This is a genomic window from Bacteroidota bacterium (assembly GCA_036522515.1).
GTDB lineage: Bacteria > Bacteroidota > Ignavibacteria > UBA10030 > SZUA-254 > VBOC01.
In genome coordinates, this window is record DATDFQ010000007.1 from 1 (window position 1) to 22284 (window position 22284).

Sequence of the window (22284 nt, forward strand, 5' to 3'; positions counted from 1 at the left end):
CGGTATCGCATGAGTAAACCCCAGCTTGATGAGGTCCTGGCTCTCCACGAACGCTTCGATGAATCGGACGGGATTGTCCCCGGTGATGTAGTCATCCACCGACTCAGGAAACAGCATCCTTTGGCCCCGATCACTTCCTTCAACAAAGCCCATTGAGACTCCTTACGAATCGGTTTGAAAACGGAGTTTGGACACAGCTATGACTACAAATATAATACACTAACGAGCTTTTGCGAGGGGTACAGATAGATTTTTTCTCGCACGACCTCACCCCCCGAGCCCCTTCGACGGAGGAACACCCGGAGGGGTTTTCACACAGTCTGTCTGCGTGGGAACGCATACCGCGGCGCTCCGCGCCGCAACTGGTAGAATTAAACGAATATGAGAATCGCCCGACATAATCCCATATTTCTTTTCCTGTCCCTCTTTCTGATCTCAGCCCAGGGCCTGGCCCAGGACATCTCCTTTACCGCCTCCGTCGATAACACCCGGATCTCACTCGGCGAGCAATTCGAAATCACCTTCTCCCTCGGCGGCACCAGCGCGGGAAGCAATTTCCAGCCGCCCCCGTTCAACGATTTCCTCGTCGTCGGAGGCCCGAATCAATCGACGAGCATGCAATTCATAAACGGTTCGGTGTCGTCCTCGGTCTCCTGGAGCTACGTCCTCCAGCCCAAAGCGGAAGGGAAGTTCGCGATCGGTCCTGCCATGATCGAATACGGAGGGAAGAAACTCCAGACGAAGCCTATCGGGATGGAAGTCGTCAAAGGATCCGCACAGCCGGCCTCGCCGGGGGGGCAACAGCAGGCGCAGCAGCAGGGAAACGCCGACATCGACAAGCAGATCGGCGACAATCTTCTGCTCAAGGTCGTGCTGGACAAGTCGCGCGTCTATCAGGGGGAGCAGATTACCGCGACGTACAAGATCTACACCCGTGTGAACATCTCCAGTTACAATCTCTCAAAGGGATCGTCCCTCACAGGTTTCTGGAGCGAGGACCTCGAAGTTCCCAAGCAAGTCCAGCTTTCATCCGAAGTCGTGAACGGGAAACAGTACCGGGTCGGGATCCTGCGGCGGGCGGCGCTGTTCCCGCAGCGGAGCGGCACCCTCCAGGTCGATCCGATGGAAGTGCTGTGCGCCGTGCAGGTGCAAACCCGAAGACGCTCGAACGACATCTTCGATCAGTTCTTCAACGATCCCTTCTTCGGGAATGTGCAGACCGTGAATCACAAAGTCCGGAGCGAACCCGTCTCCGTTACGGTGCTTCCGCTTCCCTCCGCGAACGTGCCGAGCGGGTTCAACGGCGCTGTCGGAAAATTCACCATTGAGTCGTGGCTGGACAAGAAGCAGACAAAAGCGAACGAGCCCGTGACCCTCAAGGTGAAGATCAGCGGGCGCGGCAACCTGAAGCTCCTCGAGCCGCCCACAGTGACAGTTCCGCCTGATATCGAGCGCTATGACCCCAAGATTTCCGACAACATCGCGCATCAGGGGGATGAGATCGCCGGGAGCCGCACGTTCGAGTATCTCCTTCTGCCGAGGCGAGCGGGCGAGCTGAAGATTCCTTCATTTTCATATGCCTACTTCGATATAGAGAAGAAGAACTACGTTCCGTTCAAGAGTCCCGACTTTGTTCTCTCGGTCGAGAAGGGAAGTGAAATCGCTGGCGGCCCGGCGACCGGAATCTCGAAGGAAGACGTCAAGTTGCTCGGAGAAGATATCCGGTTCATCAAGAGCGACGATCTTTCCTTGCGCCGCAAGGGTGAGACCTTCGCGGGCTCCCCGCTCTTTTTCGCTCTTTCCTTCAGCTCGCTTGCCAGTTTTGTCGGGTTTATTTTCTTCGTGAAGCGCCGGGAGAGGGTCTTGGGGGATGTCGCAGGGCTCCGGAATCGCAAGGCGCGGAAGATGGCGCAACGGCGGCTCCAGGAGGCGAAGAAATTCCTCCATCAGAAGAAGGAGGAACAGTTCTACAGCGAAGTTTCCCGCGCGCTGTGGGGATACATCGGCGACAAGCTCGGGATTCCGCCTTCGGACCATTCGGTCGAGATCGTTAAGACGGCGCTTGAATCCCGCGGCGTCTCGACGGAGGCGGCGGGAAAACTCGGCGCCGCCATTGAACAGTGTGAGTTTGCGCGTTTCTCTCCTTCATCGGGCGGCGGGAAGATGGACGGGGTCTATCACGAAGCGCTCGGGATTATCTCCGAGATCGAGGACCAGCTTCGATGAAACTGTTGACAGCCTGCTTTGTGTTCCTCGTTGTGCAGACCGGCCTCTCTCAGGAAGCACGTCTTGAGTTCAACCAGGCGAATCAGCTCTACCGGGATGCGCAATATGAAAAGGCGGCTCAGCTCTATGAGCGGGTCTCGACGAACGGCTACGAAAGCCCTTCGCTCTATTACAACCTCGGCAATTGTTATTTCAAACTTCACAATTTGCCGGCCGCGATCCTCTCCTACGAGCGCGCCAGGCGGCTTGCTCCCCGCGACGAGGATATCGCGTATAACCTTCGCCTGGCAAACTTGCGTGTGGTCGATAAGATTGATCCGCTCCCGCAGCTATTTCTTCTTGACTGGTGGAACGGTTTCCTGGGTCTCTATTCTTCCGACGGATGGGCGTTGATCGTGATCGTCTGCGCCTGGGGCGCGGCTCTGGCCGGCGTGGCCTTCTTTCTCTTCAGGAGCGGGGTGATCCAGCGGATCGCTTTCGCCGTTGCGGCGATCGCTGTCATTAGCTGCGCCGTCAGCGTCACCGGCCTCTTTCAGCAACTGAAGAAGGAGGGTCGCGAGCGCGCTGCGGTTGTGTTTTCACCCTCTGTTTCCGTCAAGAGCGCCCCCGACAACCAGAGCACAGACCTCTTCGTTCTCCACGAAGGCGTGAAAGTGGAATTGCTCGACGCGGTGGGCGATTGGAGGCAGATCCGCCTGCCTGACGGGAAGGTTGGATGGCTTGCAGGGGAGAGCATTCAGACCATCTAGTCTGGTACCGGCTCAGTTTCGTTTCTTTCTCGTTCCGCGAGCTGAAGGTCGCAGTTATCGATCCCTCGGGCCCGGTAGCCGCAGCCTTCAGGCTGCGTTTGTTTGGTTCGGCAATAAAATTCAATCCCCACTTCACGTCTTTGACATTCCCGCCCTAAAGACGTACTTTCCATACTACCATAAGTTTATCTCTGGAGGTGCTCCATGTCCCAAGCAAAGCTTCCCGCGCCACGCTCCCTCTTCGTTGTAATCATCTTTCGCAGGGACGCGTTCTCGTAGACAGCTTCCGGGCAACAAGCTCATGGGCCATACTCCCCGGGTAACGTACTTTCACTTTCTCTTAGCCCCTAGCGGTAAATTCATGCAACTCGAGAAATAGAATGCGTTTCGGCCAAGTTATCCCAAAGGTATTGGTGTGCTGGTGCTTGTGTTTGACCCCTGTATGCGCCCAGTGGGTGCGAACCAACGGCCCCCCGGGGTATTCCGGAGACATCCATTCACTTGCGACCGATGGCTCCACCGTGCTCGCCGGGTCCAATGGACTCTTTCTTTCAACTGACGATGGCTTGACTTGGAAGCCCGTCAACGCGGGCCTGCCGAATGGCACCGCTTACGCTGTTGCTGTCAGTGGCAATCGCCTCTTCGCGGGTGTCTCCTCCAATGGAGTGTATATTTCTACAGACAACGGTGTGAGCTGGGTAGCAAACAACTCGGGCCTGCCAAGTTTTGTATCAATTTATGCGCTTACTTTCCACGACGGCAGTATCTTTGCCGGCACTGATCACGGGGTGTTCCGATCGACCAACGTTGGTGCTAGCTGGACAGGGGCAGGATTGCAGGGGAGTCCCGGCTCGTTTACGTATATTTGGGCCCTAGCATTCATTGAGAACACTTGGTTTGCGGGAACTCAGGCCGGAGTATTCCGATCTATCGATAGCGGTGCGACCTGGACGCCCGCAGACACAGCCTCCCTCAAAAGAGAGGTCTATGCTCTCTCGGCAAGAGGCACTCAACTCTTTGCCGGAACCGGCGAGGATGGTGTCTATCTATCCAGCAATAACGGCGACAGTTGGACTGTGGCCAACACGGGCTTGACGACTCCGTACATTAGGGCGCTCACGGTCGTCGGCACGAACCTCTTCGCCGGGACCAGCGGCCCGGGAGTCTTCATCTCGTCAAACGATGGAGCCAAGTGGACCCAGGTTGAGTCGGGCCTGATCACTCCGGTAATCATATTTGCTCTGGCGGCAAATGACAGCGCCTTGTTTGCTGCAACGAGCGGAGCAGGGATCTTCCGTTCAAAGAATAACGGGATGGACTGGATGCAGGTTGGGCCATCCGAATCCTTCACTACCAGCCTCCTCCCCCATGCCAGCGAGATGTTTGCTGCCACCGACCATGGAGTCTTTTCGTCGAGCGATAGGGGTGAACACTGGTCTCAAACCAGGCTTTGGAACACCTTCGTATATGATCTGGCTGCCGGTGATAGTGGCATCTTTGCGGGGACAGGCGGGAGCGGCGTCTACTTCTCCAGCGACGAAGGGACGAACTGGTCTCAGGCCAATGCTGGCTCGGGGATGAGTTATGTGTACTCAATTAGGGTGCGTGGAATCGACGTCTTCGCAGGGGCCTATGGCAGCGTATTTGTTTCCACTGACAATGGGAGGGCCTGGATACCTCGGCTGTCCTCCACCATTCACACCTTCGCATTCGATGGTGGAAATCTACTGGCAGGTGGCGAACTATTGACCAGCGGGGGCGGGCTATTTTTCTCCAGCGACAACGGCGTCACCTGGGTGTCCAGTAGTACCGGTCTGTATCAGTACACTGATGTCTGGGATCTTGTGGTCGGAGACAGCGACATTTTTGCGGCAACCGGCTCACCACCCACCTTCCAGGGATCCAATGGAGTATTCCATTCCACCGACAACGGCTTAACATGGGTCCCGGTTTTCTCCGGTTTGCCGAACAGCCCGGTCTACACACTTGCATCTGAGGGTGCAAATCTCTTCGCAGGAACTCTAAATGCCGGAGTCTTTCTGTCAACAAACAGGGGTGCAAGCTGGAATCCGATCAACACCGGGCTCACGCATCTCGGAATCTGGGATCTTGCCGTTATAGATAGCGACCTCTTCGCCGCGACTCCTTCTGATGGCGTTTGGCGTAGACCGCTTTCGGACATTGTCCTCTCGGTTCCGGCAATTTACAAGGGAGTGCCATCCCAGTTCGTCCTCGAACAGAACTATCCGAACCCGTTTAACCCGAGTACCAGATTCCGGTTCTCACTCCCTCACTCCGAATTTGTGACACTGAGCGTCGTCAATCTTCTCGGAGAACGCGTTGCCACCCCTGTCATTGGCAGACTCTCAGCCGGAGCCCATGAAGTCGAATGGAACGCCGAGGGTTTGACAAGCGGCGTCTACTTCTATAGGCTACAGGCTGGTCCTTTTCTTCAATCGAAGAAATTGATATTGCTCAAATAGATCCGGGACCCGACGTAAAACGCGGAAGTAGGGTGCTCAGGGGAATGGGCGAAAACGGAACAGCTCTCTGAAAAAAATCTGTCCAAACTTGCTCGATTCATCTGAATGAGACTATTGCTTCCCGGTCTATTACTCGCCGTTTCAGGGTCTGTGACCTTCACGCAACCCACTCCTCAACCCACCCCAGTTCCGGGCACGAACCGTATCGAATATGATTCGGTCTCCGCGACGTGCAGTTTTAGTGTCAACGGATCCGTTCTCTACAAGTATGAAATCAGAAGCGGGACAGCCAACGGCGGCACCTTTTCCGTACTCCGTGCTGTCGACGGACTCGGCGGGGCCTTCACACCGAGCTTAGGAGGCGGAATTGCGGCAATCCTTCACGGTGAGAAGAAATTTCCCTGGAATCCGGACGGGGATATTGTTTACGCGTGCAGGGCTGTGCACGTTGAGGGAACAACCCTCCACGCGCTTTGGACGATGGTTGCGAATAACGATTCGCTGCGCTATGAATATTCCTTCAACATCTCCGGCAGGACATTAATCATCCGTGTCGAGGAGGATAGTCTGTTCCGGAACGCAGCGGAATTGAATCTCGGCAGGGCAGAGGCGATGGAGCCTGTCACGATCGGAGTTCCTTACCTTACGCTCTGCAATATCCTGCAATCCAACAATGGCTCCTTCACGTCCATGCTTATCGATTGGGAATCGACATCCGCTTCGACGCTGGAACCCCTTTATGATCCTGTCTCAAGGACGACTGGTTATTTCGCTTCCCTGGCCCGATATCTCGAGCGAACCGATCGTCTGAGGAACCGAATGCGGGAGGTAATCTATCTTACTGTTTCACCAGATTTACAGGATGTCTTGCCGAATATACCGAATCCCCCGGCCCTAAGGAAGAAGGATTCGGCTCAGCGCGTCATTTGGTACTATCCCCAGCCCATGAATCTATGCGGGCAGTATCTGGATAGTCTCTACAGTAATGGGATTCGCAATCTCTGGCTCCAGATCCATGATTGGCAAAAATGGGGGTCCGACCGGGGATTGCCGGATGTTGTCCCCGCACGTTGTAATCACTGCGATTGGCCCGATACCAATTGTGCCTACACGCCCACCACGCTTCAAGGGGACAGCCTCCTCAAAGAGATCAGCTCACGGGCTGCCAGGTACGGGTATCTGCTGGGGCTTCATGAGAATTATGTCGATTATCATGCCCCGGTCTCTTCGGCTCCAAACAAGTACTATGACCGGAAGGACGAGGCATTGCGGGGCGACGGTTCGCCTGTTCTCAACTGGGTCAATCGATGCGGCGACACCGCGCATGTCTTGAAGCCGACGCGGGCCGCCTTCTACGTTGACCTCGTCGCTCCCGAGATCCACACCCGATATCAAACGACCGCATCATATCTCGATGTTCACTCCGCGGCCAATCCCTCGGATTTTGTCGATTATGATGTTTCATCGCCCGGAGCAGGTTCATTCCACGAAACGCTCGTTCGCTACCGGGAACTTCCCGCGCGCCTTCGGTCGATACACCAGGGACCGGTTCAGGGGGAGGGGCATCATCATTTCCTCTACACGGGATACTTCGACGACATCGAAGCGCGATTGACGATGGCGGAAACCACGACACATGGCTATACAGCTCCTCTCCTTGTGGATTTCGACCTTTTGAAGTTGCACTCAAAGACGCTCGTGCACGGCCTTGGGAACTGGGAACAGTATTATAACAAGGATTTTTATGGATGGTCTATCGGGCCGTTTTCGCGAGATTCCGTGCTCAGCTACATTGCGACCGAACTGGCCTATGGGCATGGGGGTTTCCTTCCTCCCACATACGAGCCCTATAACTTTATCGAAGCCGCAACGTTGACACAGCGATACCTCTATGAGATGCAGTTGGCATATGCGGACGCAACGCCCGTGAGGATCCTCTACAACGATAATGATTCTCTCAAGACTGCGTCGCAATACATCCGGGATCATCCACGGACGTATGGAGAGATCAACAACCCGGAGTTTATGAGCCAGGTCCGGATCGAGTACGACAATGGCGTCGTTATCTGTGTGAACAGGAATCTCTTCAGGAGGTGGTCGGTCTCGGCCGGCAGGATGGATGGATGGTTCGATTATCACGCCCTGGTCTCGGGTCGAGATACATTGGCCGTGGGGTCGTCATCCCAGAACCGCTTCACGTTGCCTGTCATGAACGGTTGGGTCTGTTACATCCCCTCCGGGCTGGTCCCGAATATCAGGCGGTGATTTGCTGGTGAATTCGGGGATTCGAAGAGCCTGATTGCTGTTCAGCTAACGACTCTCTCTACCATTCCGGGAATTCTCAGAGCGAGGGCAGGAACACGAGGTGGCCGAAATTCCCCGGTTCGTGAAAGCTTTGAGAGGTCTCGCTCCAGCTGCTCCGCTCAATTAACCGGTACTCCTGCCTGTGCGCGTTGAACCCCCAGATGGCTCCCGGTTTGGGTGCGGATACACCCAAGGTCACGAAGGGCAGGGCGATCTCAACGCTCCATCCTCCCGGGATGACTGCGGTTGCGACTTTCCACGCCGCGTTCCAAGATGCCGGATTGGGATGTGGACGCCCCACGGTACCAACCTCGTCAAATCTCGTGCCGTCCACATTCGTGATGAGGTGAAAGTACGATGAATGCGTATGATGCACATCGAGGAATATTTCGACGCAATCATCCCACCAGATTGGGCCGTCTCGTACGTGACAGTGAGTTTGGATTCCCTCGAGATCAGACTCCAGACAGACAAATGCGATGTACAGGTTCTTCCGGTCGTACGCGACCATACACCTGGTCTGCTGCGTGGCTTTACCCCGATGATCCAGGAGAGAAAACCCGGTGGCAGCCTCGGCTTTCCTCCAACACTCCTCGTCCAGAATTCCGTCGATCACCGGCTTTGTCGCACAAAGGCGACAGGAAAGCCGCGGAAGCATCTCTTCATCCGGAGGGTGGGATGCTGTTTGGCGGAGGAAGAGGGTTGGTACGAGTATGAGAATGGGGATGCGCATGTCTGATCAATGATACAAAAAAAGCTCCACTCTTTCCGACGAGGGACCACCAAGGAATAATTCACGGCATTTGCTATTGGATGCGCAAAATCTATATTTCGAATAGCTGCTTTCGGAAGGGAAATCACGATGAGACGCTTCTCCCGGTTTCTTTTCTTCATTGTCTGCGCGAATCTTGCGTCGTGTACGCTTCCCGATCAGGTTGATCAGGCGGTAGCCAACGACCCACCAGTCGTCACATTGACCGTCGATCGAACAACTCTGCAAGTGGGGGACACCTTGCGACTGGCGCTCCATGTTGCGGACCCAACATTAAAGAGCGGTATGGTGGATTTTAAGGATGGCAATGTAGTGGGATGGGAGAATCTTAACCGTGTTCTGGATACTACGCTTCTTCATTGCTTCAAATCGGTGGGATCGTATGATATCACAGGCGTTTTTACCGATGGTAACAAGAAAACGACGGAACGCCTCGGTGTCCAAGTCTCACACTCTTCTCCCACAGTGACGATTTTTCCGAATAGAACGGCGCTTAGCATTGGCGATACGTTGAAGGTGACGATCCACGCGGCGGATGTTACATTGTCAGATGGAAACGTCGCCTTTGGAGATGGAACGATGATCACATTTTCAAATCTGAGTCGTGTTGTCGATACAACCGTCGATCATGTGTATTCATATCAGGGGGCGTATGTGGTGACTGCGACATTTAGCAACGGATATAATTCGAGAAGCGCGTCGTTCTCCATTGCGCCAAGCGGCCATTATTTTTCACTTTCCCTTTCGGTTGGAATGATGTGGCGATTCTCTTATAGGTTTTCCTCCGACGTCCCTCCTTCAGCCGTATCAGATAGCCAGGGCGGGACTCATGTGTGGAGAACAATTTCTTCCGTCGTACTCGGTCAGGATACCTCCTTCACGGTACAACAAATCAGAAATGACACACGGCATCTGCTCTTCCCCTCGAACAACCAATATGTCGACACGACGTACAACATTTCTGATACCTTGGAATTCCCCATCTTAGTATCTCACGGCTATATACAATTCAATTGGCCCCTGCACTACGGCATGAGAACGGATACCGTCCCCAACCATGCGTTTGTGCCTCGTTATCCTTATTATGCGACGCAGATTGGCGGAGGTGCAACCGCGACCTACGATGATAAGGTGGGGCCCCTTGAATACTCCTATGACTTCTCGACGATACACAGCATATCCTCAAGCGAACACATGACTTTAGTTGCGTTCACCAAGCCTTAATCCACCGATCGCAAAATCGTTATCATGCGGCCCATCCTCTCTCTCTCGAGAGGAGTCCAAGGGTGCAAAGGACCCCAGGGTTTGCCACCAGGGAGTCAATATGCCAACGAGGACCGAACCATCTTGTTTGACTGATTGACTTTGGAGGCCCATTTTCGTAGATTTGATGATGGTTTTTGCCAAAATCGCGCAAAAAGTGCCCATCTACTGCCGATAGAGGCGTGCGGCAAGTGAAAAACCACCCTTGACGGAAACAAACTCCTCACACCAAAGGGTTTTCCCCTCACAGTTGACGGATTACTGGTAGCTGATGACAATTCTAGTGACCGGCGGCTGCGGCTTCATCGGCAGTAACTTCGTCCAGTACATGCTGGAAACGCACGCCGGCGAGTCTGTTGTTAATCTCGACAAACTCACCTACGCGGGAAATCTCGAGAACCTTCAGAGCATCCAAGGCCATCCAAGGTATCATTTCATCAAGGGAGATATCTGTGACCGGTCGGTGGTCGAATCGGCCATTCGGAAGCATGCGGTCGATGCGATCATCAATTTTGCCGCAGAATCGCATGTCGATCGAAGCATCGTCGGGCCCGCGGTGTTTATCGAGACAAACGTGGCGGGAACCGGCGTTCTCCTGGACGTTGCGCGGGAGTGCGGCATCAAACGGTTTGTTCAGATCTCCACCGACGAAGTTTACGGGTCTCTCGGAACGGAGGGGGAGTTCACCGAAACTTCTCCCCTCCAGCCCAATAGCCCGTACGCTGCCTCCAAAGCATCCGCCGACCTGCTTGCTTTTGCATATTATCACACTCATGGACTCCCTGTCGTTGTTACCCGGTGTTCTAATAATTACGGTCCCTTTCAATTTCCGGAAAAACTGATCCCGCTTCTGATTGCGCGTGCGTTCGACGGAAAGCCGGTGCCTGTTTACGGGGATGGGTTGAATGTCCGGGACTGGCTCCATGTGAAGGATCATTGCTCCGCGATCGATCTCGTGCTCAGGAAGGGAATCGCCGGTCAGGTCTATAACGTCGGAGGCAACAACGAGCGGCAGAACATTGAAGTGGTCCGGTTGGTGTTAAAAGCGCTCGGAAAACCCGAATCTCTGATTTCGTTCGTCAAGGACCGATTGGGGCACGACAGGCGGTACGCAATCGACGCCTCCAGGATCACCCGGGAGCTCGGATGGCGGCCGAAGATCTCATTCGAACAGGGCCTGGGTGATACTGTACAATGGTATCTTCGAAATGAATCATGGTGGAGAAGGATCATCAGCGGCGAGTATCAACACTACTACAAGACGATGTATGAGCAAGGATAGACGGGAGGATTTTCCAGCAACGCCGGCCCGGTTCCCGTTCCATGCATCGAGGTTCTGGTCGATGTTGGTCCTGCTCCTGATCATCGCGGCGGGTTTCTCCCCCGGTCAGACCCAACGCAGCGCAAAAAAACCTGACACGATAGATCTGCTCCCGGAGGCGGAGAAGAGCCCGCTGAGCATTATGCAGCCTGCCGGGGTCGCTCTCGAGTCCACGGTCAAGCCGGAGGATTACTATCTGGGACCGTCTGATATCATCGCCGTGAACATATGGATGAGCCCCCCGTTGAGTTTCCCCCTCACCGTGACGCCCGAGGGAACATTGATTATTCCGTCGGTGGGCGAGGTCATGGTGGCGAATCTCACCCTCGCGCATGCAAAGGAAAGAATCCTCGCGGAGATAAGAAAAAAATACTTGAGGGCCGACATCACGGCCACACTGGTCAAACCGCGGCCGATTATCGTGAGTATCGTGGGAAACGTTCTGCATCCCGGATTGCTTTCTCTCACCGGCGCCGATCGCGCCGACAAGGCGATCGAGGAGGCAAATAAGCTTTCGAGGCTTGAGTCACAGGATGACTTAAGGCCGATCCTGAACGCCATGTCGACACGATATGTCGTCCTGAAACACCGGGACGGTTCACAGGACAGGGCGGACATTCCAAAGTATCAGGCCACGCATGAGAATCGGTGGAACGCATACCTCCGGGAGGGAGATCTGATCGTCGTTCCGAAGAAGAGTTTTATCACCGGAACGATCGCAGTCTACGGCCAGATCAATTCACCCGGACGATTTGAATTCGTTGAGGGAGACAGTGTCCTCGACGCGATTCGCTTCGGCCATGGAGTCACCGAGCGTGCGATTGGGGAGAAAGCGATACTTTCCCGTTTCAATGAGGATGGAAAAACGATCTCCACGCGGATCATCAATGTTTCAGAGATCATGGCCGGCCGCGAGCCGAACTTTTCGCTCCAGCCGGGCGACCGCATCGTCATCCAGCAGAAGGCTGACACGAGGGGGGATTATAATGTCGATATCGGAGGGGAAGTGATACAACCCGGTACCTATCCGATTACGATCGATGCGACGCATCTCTCTGAAGTGATCCGGCAGGCGGGTGGATTCACCGACGCGGCGGCGCTGAATTCCGCCCAGGTGTTGCGTCAATCGCAGCATCCCGAAAATAATGACTATGAGCGTCTCCAGAGTCTCCGGGGGGAGCCGGCCGGCAACGACAGCGGAGGGTACACGGTAGAAACCGACCTTCGGATCAGCCGGGCACCGGTAAGCGTCGATTTTGAGAAGCTATTTCTCCAAAAAGATTCCACTCAGGATATCATACTGCAGGCGGAGGATCAAATATTTGTTCCTTCGCGTCAGAAAACCGTGTATGTGTTCGGGCAGGTTGCGCTCCCCGGCCATATCCCTTTTGTTCGGGGCAGAGAGTCGAAATACTACGTCGAGAAGGCGGGGGGCTTTACGGGCCGGGCAAATTCGGGGAGCCTGAAAGTCATCAAGGCCAAGACGAAGCAATGGCTGGAGCCCGGTTCCACGACGATCGAGGAGGGAGACCTTGTTTGGGTTCCGCAAGAGCCTGACAGACCTTTCTCCTACTATATGACGATCGCCAGCCAGTCGGCTGCCATTCTGAGCGTAATTATCGGCGTCGCGTTCATTGTCCAACAGGCCAATAAATAGGTCTTGACGAATGGGAGATGTTCATTCACATATCGAAGAGAGTGCGGTGCGAGAAGGATCATCGGTGAACAATAACGGGACGGTCAAGACTCTCGGCGAGACATTCCTTGATTTCTTCGTTGTTGTCTCAAAGAGACGGAGGTTTATATCCTGGTTCGTCCTCTCCGCGACACTCGCCGCCACCCTGTTCGCACTTCTCTCCCCCAAATGGTATAAGTCCACGGCATCCGTCTTTCCGGCGGAGCAATCAAGCATTCTGACCGGACTCGAGGGAGTCTCCTCGCTCTTTAAATCACTCTCACCGAGCAGAGCGCTGAGTTCCCTGACGGGAAGCTCGGAGGCAGATCGATACCTTGCAATTCTGAAGAGCGATCGGGTCGCTGACGCGATGATCAAGAAATTCGATCTTGAGCACGTCTACGATTACGCAGGCTCGTCTTACCCCCTGGAAAAATCAAGGAAAGAGCTCTCGGGCAACACGCAGATAGAGTTGCAGGACGAAGGGAATCTCACGGTCGCGGTTTATGACAAAGACCCCCGGCAGGCGGCGGCGATGGCGAATTATTACATCGGCCTCCTGAACGAAACGAACTCCGAGCTTCACGTTCAGAATGCCAGAAGCAACCGCGAGTACATCGAACAACGGTACAACAAGAACCTTTCAGACCTCCGGGATGCGGAAGAAGCCATGAAACAGTTTCAGGTCCGGCATGGAGTGTTTGCCGTGCCGGAGCAGGCTGAGGCCACGATCAAAGCAGGGGCTGAGTTGTATGCCATGCTTGCCGAAAAGGAGATCGGTCTTGCCGCCTTGAAGAGGAGCCTTTCGGAGTCTCATCCAACCGTGGCCGCTGCCGAGGTTGAGGTCCAGGAGATCAGGAGAAAGCTGGACGACATGAACTCCGGTGCCGGCAAGCAGAATGATGACGTCAAGATTCTTGTGCCCTTTAAGCAGGCCCCCGACCTCGGAATCCAGTACGTCAGGCTTTATCGAAACCTTGAAATCCAGAATAAGATACTTGAGTTTCTCACGCCGCTCTATGAGCAGGCAAGAATTGAGGAACGGCGCAGCACACCATCCGTCGTCGTACTTGACACCGCCAGTGTGCCGGAAAGAAAGGCGAAGCCAAAAGTGGCTCTCTACGGTCTTCTGGCCTTTGTCGTTTCGCTTCTCCTGGCGCTCTTCATCGCCCTTGTAGCGGAAAGCTTGACCCGGCTCCGTGATGCGCACCCCGAGAAAATGGAAGCCGTTCGGGGCGCGTTATGGTCTGATTGGTTCGGCCTGCGGCCCGGCGGTTCATCAGGCAAGGGCTTCCTCCGGAGAGACCGGAACCAAAATTGAACCATGCCGGGGCTGGCCTCACGTCTCAAACGAAATTCCATCCTTTCCCTCCTGTCATCGGGCACGAGACTTGTCGCAAATTCCCTCATGTTTATCGGCATCGCCCGATTCTACGGGCCCGAAGTGTTCGGGAGTTTTTCTGCTGCATATATTCTCGCCTCGATATTCATCGTCGTCGGCGATTTCGGTTTCGATAATCTTCTCACGATCGAAGTTTCACGAAGCCCGGAACGGGTTGCGGAATCCGTCCGGGAGTATTTTTCGATAAAGTTGTTGTTTTGCCTGTTCGGACTTGCCGCGATCTGGTCGCTTCCTCTCTTCGAGCAGCTCAGCCCGGTCACAGAGACCCTGCTCTTCCTCCTGAGTTTCAGCGTGGTGTTCACCTCGCTGACAAATTTTTTCTTCGCCTTGTTCAAGGGGATCGAACAATTCCAACACGAATTCAGAATATCGTCCATTGTGAATGTGGCCCTGCTCATCGCACTGGTTGTCATCGGACTCCTCCGGTTGTCGTTTTTCTACGTGGGCCTGGCGTTCGTGGCAAGCCGGGGCTTGGCGTTGCTGCTGGCGGTCCTAAAGGCCCGGAGCACCATCGAACTTTCCCCTTTTCACTTTACCCTCGAGGGGTGGAGAAAACGGTGGCGGCTCATCCTCATCTTCGGTTTCTCCCTGGTGTTCGGGAACCTCTTTTTTCAATTAATCACCCCGATGCTGGTTTTTTTGAAGGGCGATTACGACGCCGGAATTTACGAGTCGGTTTTCAAATTGGTCGCCGTCATCTGTCTCATCTCCGATATCGGCGTCAACGCCATCCTGCCGACTCTCTCGCGTGTTCGCATCGAGAATGTGGATCGATGGGTCACGCTGAACCGCTTGTTCAACCGGACCCTGTTCCTCGTCTCGCTCCCGATCGCGCTCGCGTTCCTGGTATACCCCAGGCAAATTATTGATTTACTCTATGGCGTCGACAAATTTGGGGAGGCCGTAAGCATCATGCGTGTTGCGGCAGCCGTGATCCTCGTTCGTTTTGCCTCCGAGACGTATGGCCTGATGCTGACGACGTCGGATCGGCAGGATGTGCGGATGAAGATTACGATTGCGGGGACGGTGCTCACCGTCCTGTCTTGCTGGTATTTCATACCAAAGTATGGGAGTCTCGGAGCCGCGCTTGCCGCGCTCAGCGTCAACGTTTGCGTCGGACTCGGCTACATGATAGCGGCGAGGCCGTATTTCTGGCGCTGGATCCGGGAGAAGCACCATCTCCTGCCGGCTTCATTGGCGGTGATACTGGGTGCAACGCTCCATCTTGTCGGAGATAGGTTCTGGATCCTCACGCTGTGCGCCTCCCTCATTACCTATGGGGTCCTCACCTATTATCTCGGATACAGCAAATACGAGAGAGAATTGTTGCTTGGGATCGGGAGGCAGTCATGAGCTCATTCCACCCCCGGAGGTGTTTTCGTTGACTGTCGTCTCCTTACTGTGCTTCGCAATTGCGCTCGCGATCATTCTCTCCTGTTTGAGACGCGGAGCGGATATCCTCTCGCCCGCCCGGGTATTCGGATTCATCTGGAGCGTTTCGATCGGGCTTGCGGACCTGAAGCTAAGCCGGCTTCAGCATGACTGGGATCTGGTGGAGTGGATTCTCCTGCTCACCGGGGTCTCTTCCTTTCTGATAGGCATCTCGTATGCCAACATGTTGGATCAAGGGGACCGGCACTTTTCCCTGAAGCAACGGCGACTCGCGTTGCGCGCAAGACCGATCGAAGATCGCGTTCTGTTTCGGCTCATCGTCATTACGTTCCTCATCTATGCGGTTTCATTCTCCGCAAGCGTTTGGATCAACGGGTTTGTTCCGCTTTTCAGCAGAAATCCGACGATCATGCGAACAAAATTCACGGTGTTCGGCATCGGATTGTTGAATCATGCGGCACCCTCGATTCTGTTCTTCATTGTCCAGTACATCTTCCTTGTGAAGGACAGGAGGCCCGAGAAAATTACCCTGGGCATCGTATTCCTGACGACCGTGACAAGCTATTTCCTTCTCCTGCAGCGCTTCGATTTCGCGATCGCAGCGGTGGTAAGCCTTGTGTTTATGTATTATTCAAGCAACGTTCTCCGTGTCCGCAACGTGGTCGTGATTGGCCTGGTATTTGTCGGTTTGTTTTACGGGATCAGCTCTATTCGGCTCGTCGGACATATTGCCAATTACGGTTACATTGTTGCGAAAATGAAATTCCCGGTCCAATACGCCTTCATTACCGAGCCTTATATGTACATCGTTACCAATCTTGAGAATTTTGTGCATGCGGCGTCCAGGTTGGACCAGTTCACGCTCGGGTATTATACGTTTGACTTTATCACGGCCCTCACCGGCTTGAAGCACTGGGTCGCTGATTATTACCAGCTGGTCGAGAGCCCCTATATGATCTCCGGATACAATACGTACACCTTTTTGTGGCCATTCTACCGGGATTTTGGGATTCTCGGGCTTCTTCTCCTTCCCCTTGTGGAAGGATTCATCATTTCGCGGATGTATTCTGTCTTGAGGCGTGATCCGTCGATTCTCAGGGCGGCGATGTATGGTATCGCCGTGTTCGTCATGCTGATCTCTTTCTTTAATCATGCACCCTCTCTGTTGCACTTCGTGTTCAATATGGGGTTGATTTATTTTGTGAATAGATCGGTCATGAGGCAACCCGTCACCAACGCAACGGTTTCTCCATGACGGGCCACTACGGTGTCCGTCGCCATCGGCCGGGCGCGGCCTTTACAAACGGCATCAACACTGGATGCGGATGAGAGTTCTCATCGACGACGGGTTGATAACGAAGGATAGACTCTCAGGGATCGGCCACCACGGCGTCCAGCTCTGGTTGCATCTCAGGAAGCTGATCGACTGTGAATTGACCGACTACTCTTACTTAAAACATCTCCCGCGGGTCGGTCGCAGGGTCGCCTATATCGCCCTGGCGAACGCGCAGTCCGTGTACAGACAATTCGACCTTACGCACTATCAAAACCACTATGCCCCATCTCTCGGCGGACGCGGCAAAAAGGTCATGACCATCCACGATCTGGTGGCATTCAGGTATCCTGAGACGCTTCCGGCTGTCTACAGGCTGTACAATCAGCATGCGATCTCGAGTGCGATTCGTCACTGCGACGCCATCGTTACGCGATCGGCCGTGGTGAAGGAGGAGGTGTTGGCCATGTTCCCGAACATGGAGGAAGAGAAAGTGTATGTCTGCGGTGGCGGCCTCCGAGAGGTTTTTTTCGACAGCCACGCCGAGGAGGGGGCCGTGCGAGGCCTGGGCCTGGAGCCCGGAGGATACTTCCTCTTCGTGGGGGATCTCACAGCACGAAAGAATCTCAAGTTTCTGTTGGAGGCTTTCCTGAGAGCGAAGACGGAAGGCATGCTTTCCAGGTCCACGTCATTGGTTCTTGTGGGTAAACAAGCCTGGGGGTCGTGGGATTTCAAGGGGCTGTTGAGAAAAGATCTCGATGTCGTTGCCCTCGGCTACCAATCGGATGAAATTGTCGTGTCGCTCTACAAATATTGCAAAGCCGTCGTCTCTCCGTCTTTGTATGAAGGTTATGGCTTGCCTATTCTGGAGGCGATGTCTCAGGGAGCTCCGATCATTGCGTCGGAAATCCCGGCAACCATCGAACTCAGCCGGGAACACAGTAATCAGGTCCTTCTCTTCGAGCTCGGTAGTCAGGAGCAGCTGCTTTCCCAGCTCGGCCTCGTCGATCGGAATTGTGACACCATACGCTCAAAGCTTCAATACGGCAGTCTCGACATTTATCGTTATGATTCCGTCGCAAAGAGGCATGTCGAGGTTTACGATCGCGTGCTTCATCCTCATGATGGCGCAGTATAGGATGAGAATACTGCTTGTAACACCCCGCCTGCCTTATCCGCCTCATCGCGGCGACAAATTGAAAATCTTCAATCTCATTCGACAACTCTCCCGCAGGCACGAGATCACTCTTCTCTCATTTGTTTCATCAAGGAAGGAATTGAGGGATGTCAGGTTTCTTCAGGAGTATTGTGCCAGGGTATTTCCGATTCTGCTTCGCCCGACGCGTTCGATTCTAAACTGTATCTCGGGTCTGTTCTCGAAAACGCCGTTTCAGGTTGCCTATTACGCTTCGAGGCGGATGCACCGTGCGATTGAGGAAGCGTTGGAAGGGGGGGACTTTGACCTCATGCATGTCCATCTGATCCGGATGATGCAGTACTCGCCGGGGGCGAATGGAAGAATACCCCGTGTGCTGGACCTTACCGACGCAGGATCCTTGTATCTGAAACGGTTCCTGCAATCGGAGAAACAACTTTTCAAGCGCCTGTTTCTTTCGGAAGAATTGAAGCGGTTGACCCTGTACGAGCGAAAGCTTGAACAATTCGAGATGAACCTCGTCTGTTCCCAGATCGATCGGGAGGTGCTTCTGAATCATGCTCCCACCGCCAGGATCGAACTCCTCTATAACGGAATCGACCTCGATTATTTTACCTCTGACGGAACAATCCACCCCGACCCGCTGCGCATCGTCTACACGGGCAACATGAAATATTACCCCAACCTTGATGGCGTATTTTACCTCGTGAATGAGATCCTGCCGAGAATCAGGGACCGCGTGAGCGGTGTAAAAACATATATTGTCGGCAAGGATCCCCCCGCAAGTGTGCGGAGGCTGGCGACCTCTGATATCGTAATCACCGGGTTTGTTCCCGACATCAGGGAGTATTATCTTCGGAGCACAGTGGCGGTTGCGCCTGTCCGCTTTGGCGCTGGAACACTGAACAAGGTGCTCGAGCCAATGGCGCTTGGCGTGCCTGTCGTCGCCTCGTCGATCGCGGTCGGAGGCCTGCCCGTCAAGAATGGCCGTGAGCTCCTCATTGCAGACTCCCCGGAAGAGTTTGCAGATGCTGTGGTCCGCCTGTTCCTCGACAGTCCGTTGCACGAATGCCTCGCCCAGAACGCGATGAGGCTCGTCCGATCTTCCTATGGATGGGAAACTATTACGGCCCAGCTTGAGAGATACTATGAATCGGTCAGCGAGAAACGGGATAAGTGATGAAGCATAAGAGTCAGGTAATTGTCCTTCTGATCGATTTGCTCACGGTCTCGGTCGCCTGGTCGGTTTACTACTGGCTCCGTATCAGGAGCGGCTGGCTCGCACATACGATCGAGCCCGAATTCTGGCTCCCGATGCTGGCAATATGCATTTTTTGGGTGATAGTGTTCTTTTTCTTCGGACTCTATCGCGCTTGGTATGCCCAGTCGAGATTTGATGAATTCTCAACGGTGTTTAAGGCTGCAACGTTTGGCGCACTCGTACTTTTCTTTACCATCTTCCTGGACGATCGCGGAATTACATCCCCACTCCGTTCTCGTTTCCTGATACTTCTTTACTGGGTGCTCGTTCTGGTCTGCGTCGGCTTTGGCCGCATGCTCCTGCATTCGTTCCATCGCCGGCTGCTCAAAGCCGGAATCGGGCTTCATAACGCTCTCATCGTGGGTTGGTCCGACAAGGCAAGGGATCTGTTCAATGCGATCCAGCGGTATCCGGCCCTCGGTTACAACATCGTGGGGTTCGTCTCTGTCACTTCGCACGGTGAGCAAGAGACGTCGCACCAGAGTATTCCGATCACAGGATCCATCGCCTCTCTGCCGGAGCTCATTGAACGGCACGGGGTACGAGACGTGCTGATCGCGCTTGATACCACGGAGCATAATAAATTGCTGGGTGTCATTGCATTGTGCAACGGGCACGAGGTCAGTCTCAAAATTGTGCCGGACCTCTACGATATTATCAGCGGTCAGGCGAGGACGAACCAGATTTATGGATTCCCCCTCATCGAGATCATGCCGGAGATCATGCAGCCGTGGGAGCGCGCAACAAAGAGGGCGATCGATCTCATGATTTCCTTTGCGACTCTTTTTGTGGGACTCCCGGTCTGGATTCTTACCGCTCTCGCCATAAGGCTCGAATCGAAGGGTCCGGTGTTCTATACTCAGGAACGCGTGGGGAAGGATGAGCGGCACTTTCGGATTCTCAAATTCCGGTCGATGGCGCATGACGCTGAAACCGAATCCGGCCCGGTCTGGGCCGACAAGCGGGACCCGCGCGTGACGCGTGTCGGCAGGATACTGCGGAATCTCCGGCTTGACGAAATCCCGCAGCTCATCAACGTCCTCGACGGCGACATGAGCCTCGTCGGCCCGCGTCCGGAACGTCCTTTTTTCGTCGAACAGCTCTCCAGAGAAATTCCTCTCTACAAGCGCAGATTGAAGGTCCGTCCCGGTATCACCGGATGGGCACAGGTGAAACACAGATACGATCAAAGCGTCGACGACGTCAGGAAGAAATTGGAATACGACTTGTACTATATTGAGAACATGTCCTTGAGAATGGATTTCAAGATCCTTCTGAATACCGTCTCGGTTGTTCTGCTCGGGAAGGGTCACTGACGGATGCGAACACCCCTCTGGCTTTTTCTTGTGGCCGGATCGTTGCTGATCCCGGCAAGGGAGGCGTCCGCCCAGGTAGAAAACGTCCCTGTCAGCAATCAGGTCTATGAATTTCTGAACCGCATGGGTGTGAAAGGAATTCTTCCCCTCTATACGAATGCGATGCTCCCCCTTTCGCGCCGCGACGTCGGGGAGTTCCTATCGCAGGTGGCGGCGAAGAAAGAGGAGTTGAGTCATGCGGAGTCCGATTTCCTTCACAAATTCATTCGGGAATTCAGCCACGAAATCAATCCGCCCGGAGAGGATGCCGCGGTTCTCCTTCGGGACGGATTCAAGGACCTGTTTACACAAAAAGAGAAGTATCTATACGACTATACCGACTCGACTCTTTCACTCTATGTCGAGTTCCTCGGATCGCTTGAATACCGGAACGTTACCGGCGATTCGTACGGGGGGACCCACGTTTCGCTCGAAGAGCATGGCGGCCGGATCCGCGGAACGATCAAGGATCGGTTTGGTTATTTCCTCGAGGGGACTGATGGCACGATATTCGGAGACAAGGTTTTTGCCCTCTCAGACCGCCGCCTCGCCGGAAGTTTCAAGCTGCGCCTCCCCGGTTCGACGAACTTCGATAATACGAGCGCATACCTGCGCGCCGATCTCAATTGGTTCAATATTGAGTTCGGGAGAGAGCGGCTGTTGGTCGGGACCGGATATGGGGACCGCCTCCTGTTATCGGACAACGCCCCGGCGTTCGATGCGATCCGGATCGACGCCCATTACAAGGCGCTGCGGTTTGTCTTTATTCATGGCTCACTTGTACAGGACTCGGCTTCGTTCCCCGGAACAATTGTTGAAGAGCCGCCGGGTTCCAATAAATATCTCGCTCTCCACCGGGTTCAGCTCTCGCTCGTTAACACGCTGAATTTCGGCGTTTCAGAAATGACGATCTACCAGCGGTACAGCCCCGAGTTCGCTTATCTGAACCCGATCAACTTCTACAAATCTGCGGAACATTCCCTCGGGGACAGGGATAATTCCTTCCTGAGTTTCGATCTGGAGCTCTTTCCCTGGAAAGGGTACAAGTTCTACGGGGCGTGGCTTATCGACGATATTGACTTCTCCCGGTTCGGTACCGGTTGGTGGGGCAACGAGTTCGGCTGGCAGGCGGGGGTCTACAGCACGGACGCAGTTGGAATCCACGACCTTGATGCCGATCTGGAGTTCACACACGTGGAGCCGTACGTGTATAGCAATAGAACAAGCGGCAATGATTATACGAACGGTTCACTCGGCTTGGGCAATCACCTCGAGCCCAATTCAGACGAATGGATGGCGGAGCTCAGCTACCGGCCGTGCAGCAGCCTGCGCACGTGGATCAACTGCGCCCGGGAGCGGCATGGCGAAAATATCACGGTGAACGGCGTCGTGGTGAAGAACGTCGGCGGGAGCGCGTTGCAAGGACACCGGAGCGGCGATTCGGAGGTGGCGCCATTTCTGGATGGAAATCTCGTCCGGACCGACCGGCTCGGACTTCGGGCGGCATACGAACCCTTTACCAATTTTTTTATTACGGGGTCCTTCGAGATCCGGGAAACAAAGCGATATACTTCCGGCGAGACCCTGGACGATCACCTCTTCACCATACAAGCGAGGGTCGAATATTGAAGAATGATAGAGAAGCAGGGGGG

The 22284-nt window shown here is 54.4% G+C and carries 16 protein-coding genes; 14 read left to right on the forward strand and 2 right to left on the reverse strand.

From position 1 onward, the window contains the following. On the reverse strand, positions 1-153 hold a 153-nt coding region (locus VI215_00920), incomplete at its 3' end, for an IS5/IS1182 family transposase (protein ID HEY6190867.1). 228 nt (positions 154-381) lie between these two features. Between VI215_00920 and VI215_00925 the strand changes: the two genes are divergently transcribed. The 4 genes from VI215_00925 (at position 382) to VI215_00940 (ending at position 7723) form a co-directional block, all read left to right on the forward strand. After that, positions 382-2226, forward strand: a complete 1845-nt coding sequence (locus VI215_00925) for a BatD family protein (GenBank protein HEY6190868.1) — start codon at positions 382-384, stop codon at positions 2224-2226. After that, on the forward strand, positions 2223-2975 hold the full coding sequence (locus tag VI215_00930; GenBank protein HEY6190869.1) for a tetratricopeptide repeat protein: 753 nt from the start codon (positions 2223-2225) through the stop codon (positions 2973-2975). Before VI215_00925 ends, VI215_00930 begins: the two co-directional genes overlap by 4 nt. A gap of 455 nt (positions 2976-3430) precedes the next feature. Further along, positions 3431-5458, forward strand: coding sequence for a T9SS type A sorting domain-containing protein (locus tag VI215_00935; GenBank protein ID HEY6190870.1), 2028 nt, complete (start codon positions 3431-3433; stop codon positions 5456-5458). Between the two features lie 105 nt (positions 5459-5563). Further along, positions 5564-7723: a hypothetical protein gene (locus VI215_00940; GenBank protein ID HEY6190871.1), complete on the forward strand. Its 2160-nt coding sequence runs from the start codon at positions 5564-5566 to the stop codon at positions 7721-7723. A gap of 76 nt (positions 7724-7799) precedes the next feature. Here VI215_00940 and VI215_00945 read toward each other — a convergent pair whose 3' ends face one another. Next, positions 7800-8420, reverse strand: a complete 621-nt coding sequence (locus VI215_00945; protein HEY6190872.1) for a carbohydrate binding family 9 domain-containing protein — start codon at positions 8418-8420, stop codon at positions 7800-7802. 204 nt (positions 8421-8624) lie between these two features. Here VI215_00945 and VI215_00950 point away from each other — a divergent pair, with 204 nt between their 5' ends. The 10 genes from VI215_00950 to VI215_00995 all read left to right on the forward strand — a co-directional run bounded on the left by VI215_00950 (position 8625) and on the right by VI215_00995 (position 22261). Then, the gene (locus tag VI215_00950) at positions 8625-9758 is read left to right on the forward strand and encodes a hypothetical protein (protein ID HEY6190873.1); all 1134 of its coding nucleotides are present in this window, start codon (positions 8625-8627) and stop codon (positions 9756-9758) included. Between the two features lie 310 nt (positions 9759-10068). Next, positions 10069-11079, forward strand: coding sequence for a dTDP-glucose 4,6-dehydratase (gene rfbB, locus VI215_00955; protein HEY6190874.1), 1011 nt, complete (start codon positions 10069-10071; stop codon positions 11077-11079). Continuing rightward, a complete protein-coding gene (locus VI215_00960; protein ID HEY6190875.1) occupies positions 11066-12775 on the forward strand; it encodes an SLBB domain-containing protein in 1710 nt (569 codons plus the stop codon). Before rfbB ends, VI215_00960 begins: the two co-directional genes overlap by 14 nt. Before the next feature lie 46 nt (positions 12776-12821). Further along, on the forward strand, positions 12822-14114 hold the full coding sequence (locus VI215_00965) for a Wzz/FepE/Etk N-terminal domain-containing protein (GenBank protein ID HEY6190876.1): 1293 nt from the start codon (positions 12822-12824) through the stop codon (positions 14112-14114). Positions 14115-14117: 3 nt separating this feature from the next. Beyond that, positions 14118-15548 (forward strand): flippase, encoded by a 1431-nt coding sequence (locus VI215_00970; protein ID HEY6190877.1) that lies wholly within the window; start codon positions 14118-14120, stop codon positions 15546-15548. A gap of 28 nt (positions 15549-15576) precedes the next feature. After that, on the forward strand, positions 15577-16842 hold the full coding sequence (locus VI215_00975) for an O-antigen polymerase (protein HEY6190878.1): 1266 nt from the start codon (positions 15577-15579) through the stop codon (positions 16840-16842). A gap of 70 nt (positions 16843-16912) precedes the next feature. After that, a complete protein-coding gene (locus VI215_00980) occupies positions 16913-17998 on the forward strand; it encodes a glycosyltransferase family 1 protein (GenBank protein ID HEY6190879.1) in 1086 nt (361 codons plus the stop codon). Between the two features lie 280 nt (positions 17999-18278). Then, complete coding sequence (locus VI215_00985) at positions 18279-19196, forward strand: glycosyltransferase family 4 protein (GenBank protein HEY6190880.1); 918 nt, start codon at positions 18279-18281, stop codon at positions 19194-19196. Further along, entirely contained in the window at positions 19196-20593 is a 1398-nt protein-coding gene (locus tag VI215_00990; GenBank protein ID HEY6190881.1) for a sugar transferase, read from the forward strand. The genes VI215_00985 and VI215_00990 overlap by 1 nt, the downstream gene beginning before the upstream one ends. A gap of 3 nt (positions 20594-20596) precedes the next feature. Beyond that, positions 20597-22261 carry a capsule assembly Wzi family protein gene (locus VI215_00995; GenBank protein ID HEY6190882.1) on the forward strand — a complete coding sequence of 555 codons (1665 nt, stop codon included), beginning with the start codon at positions 20597-20599 and terminating at the stop codon, positions 22259-22261. Positions 22262-22284: the final 23 nt, after the last annotated feature.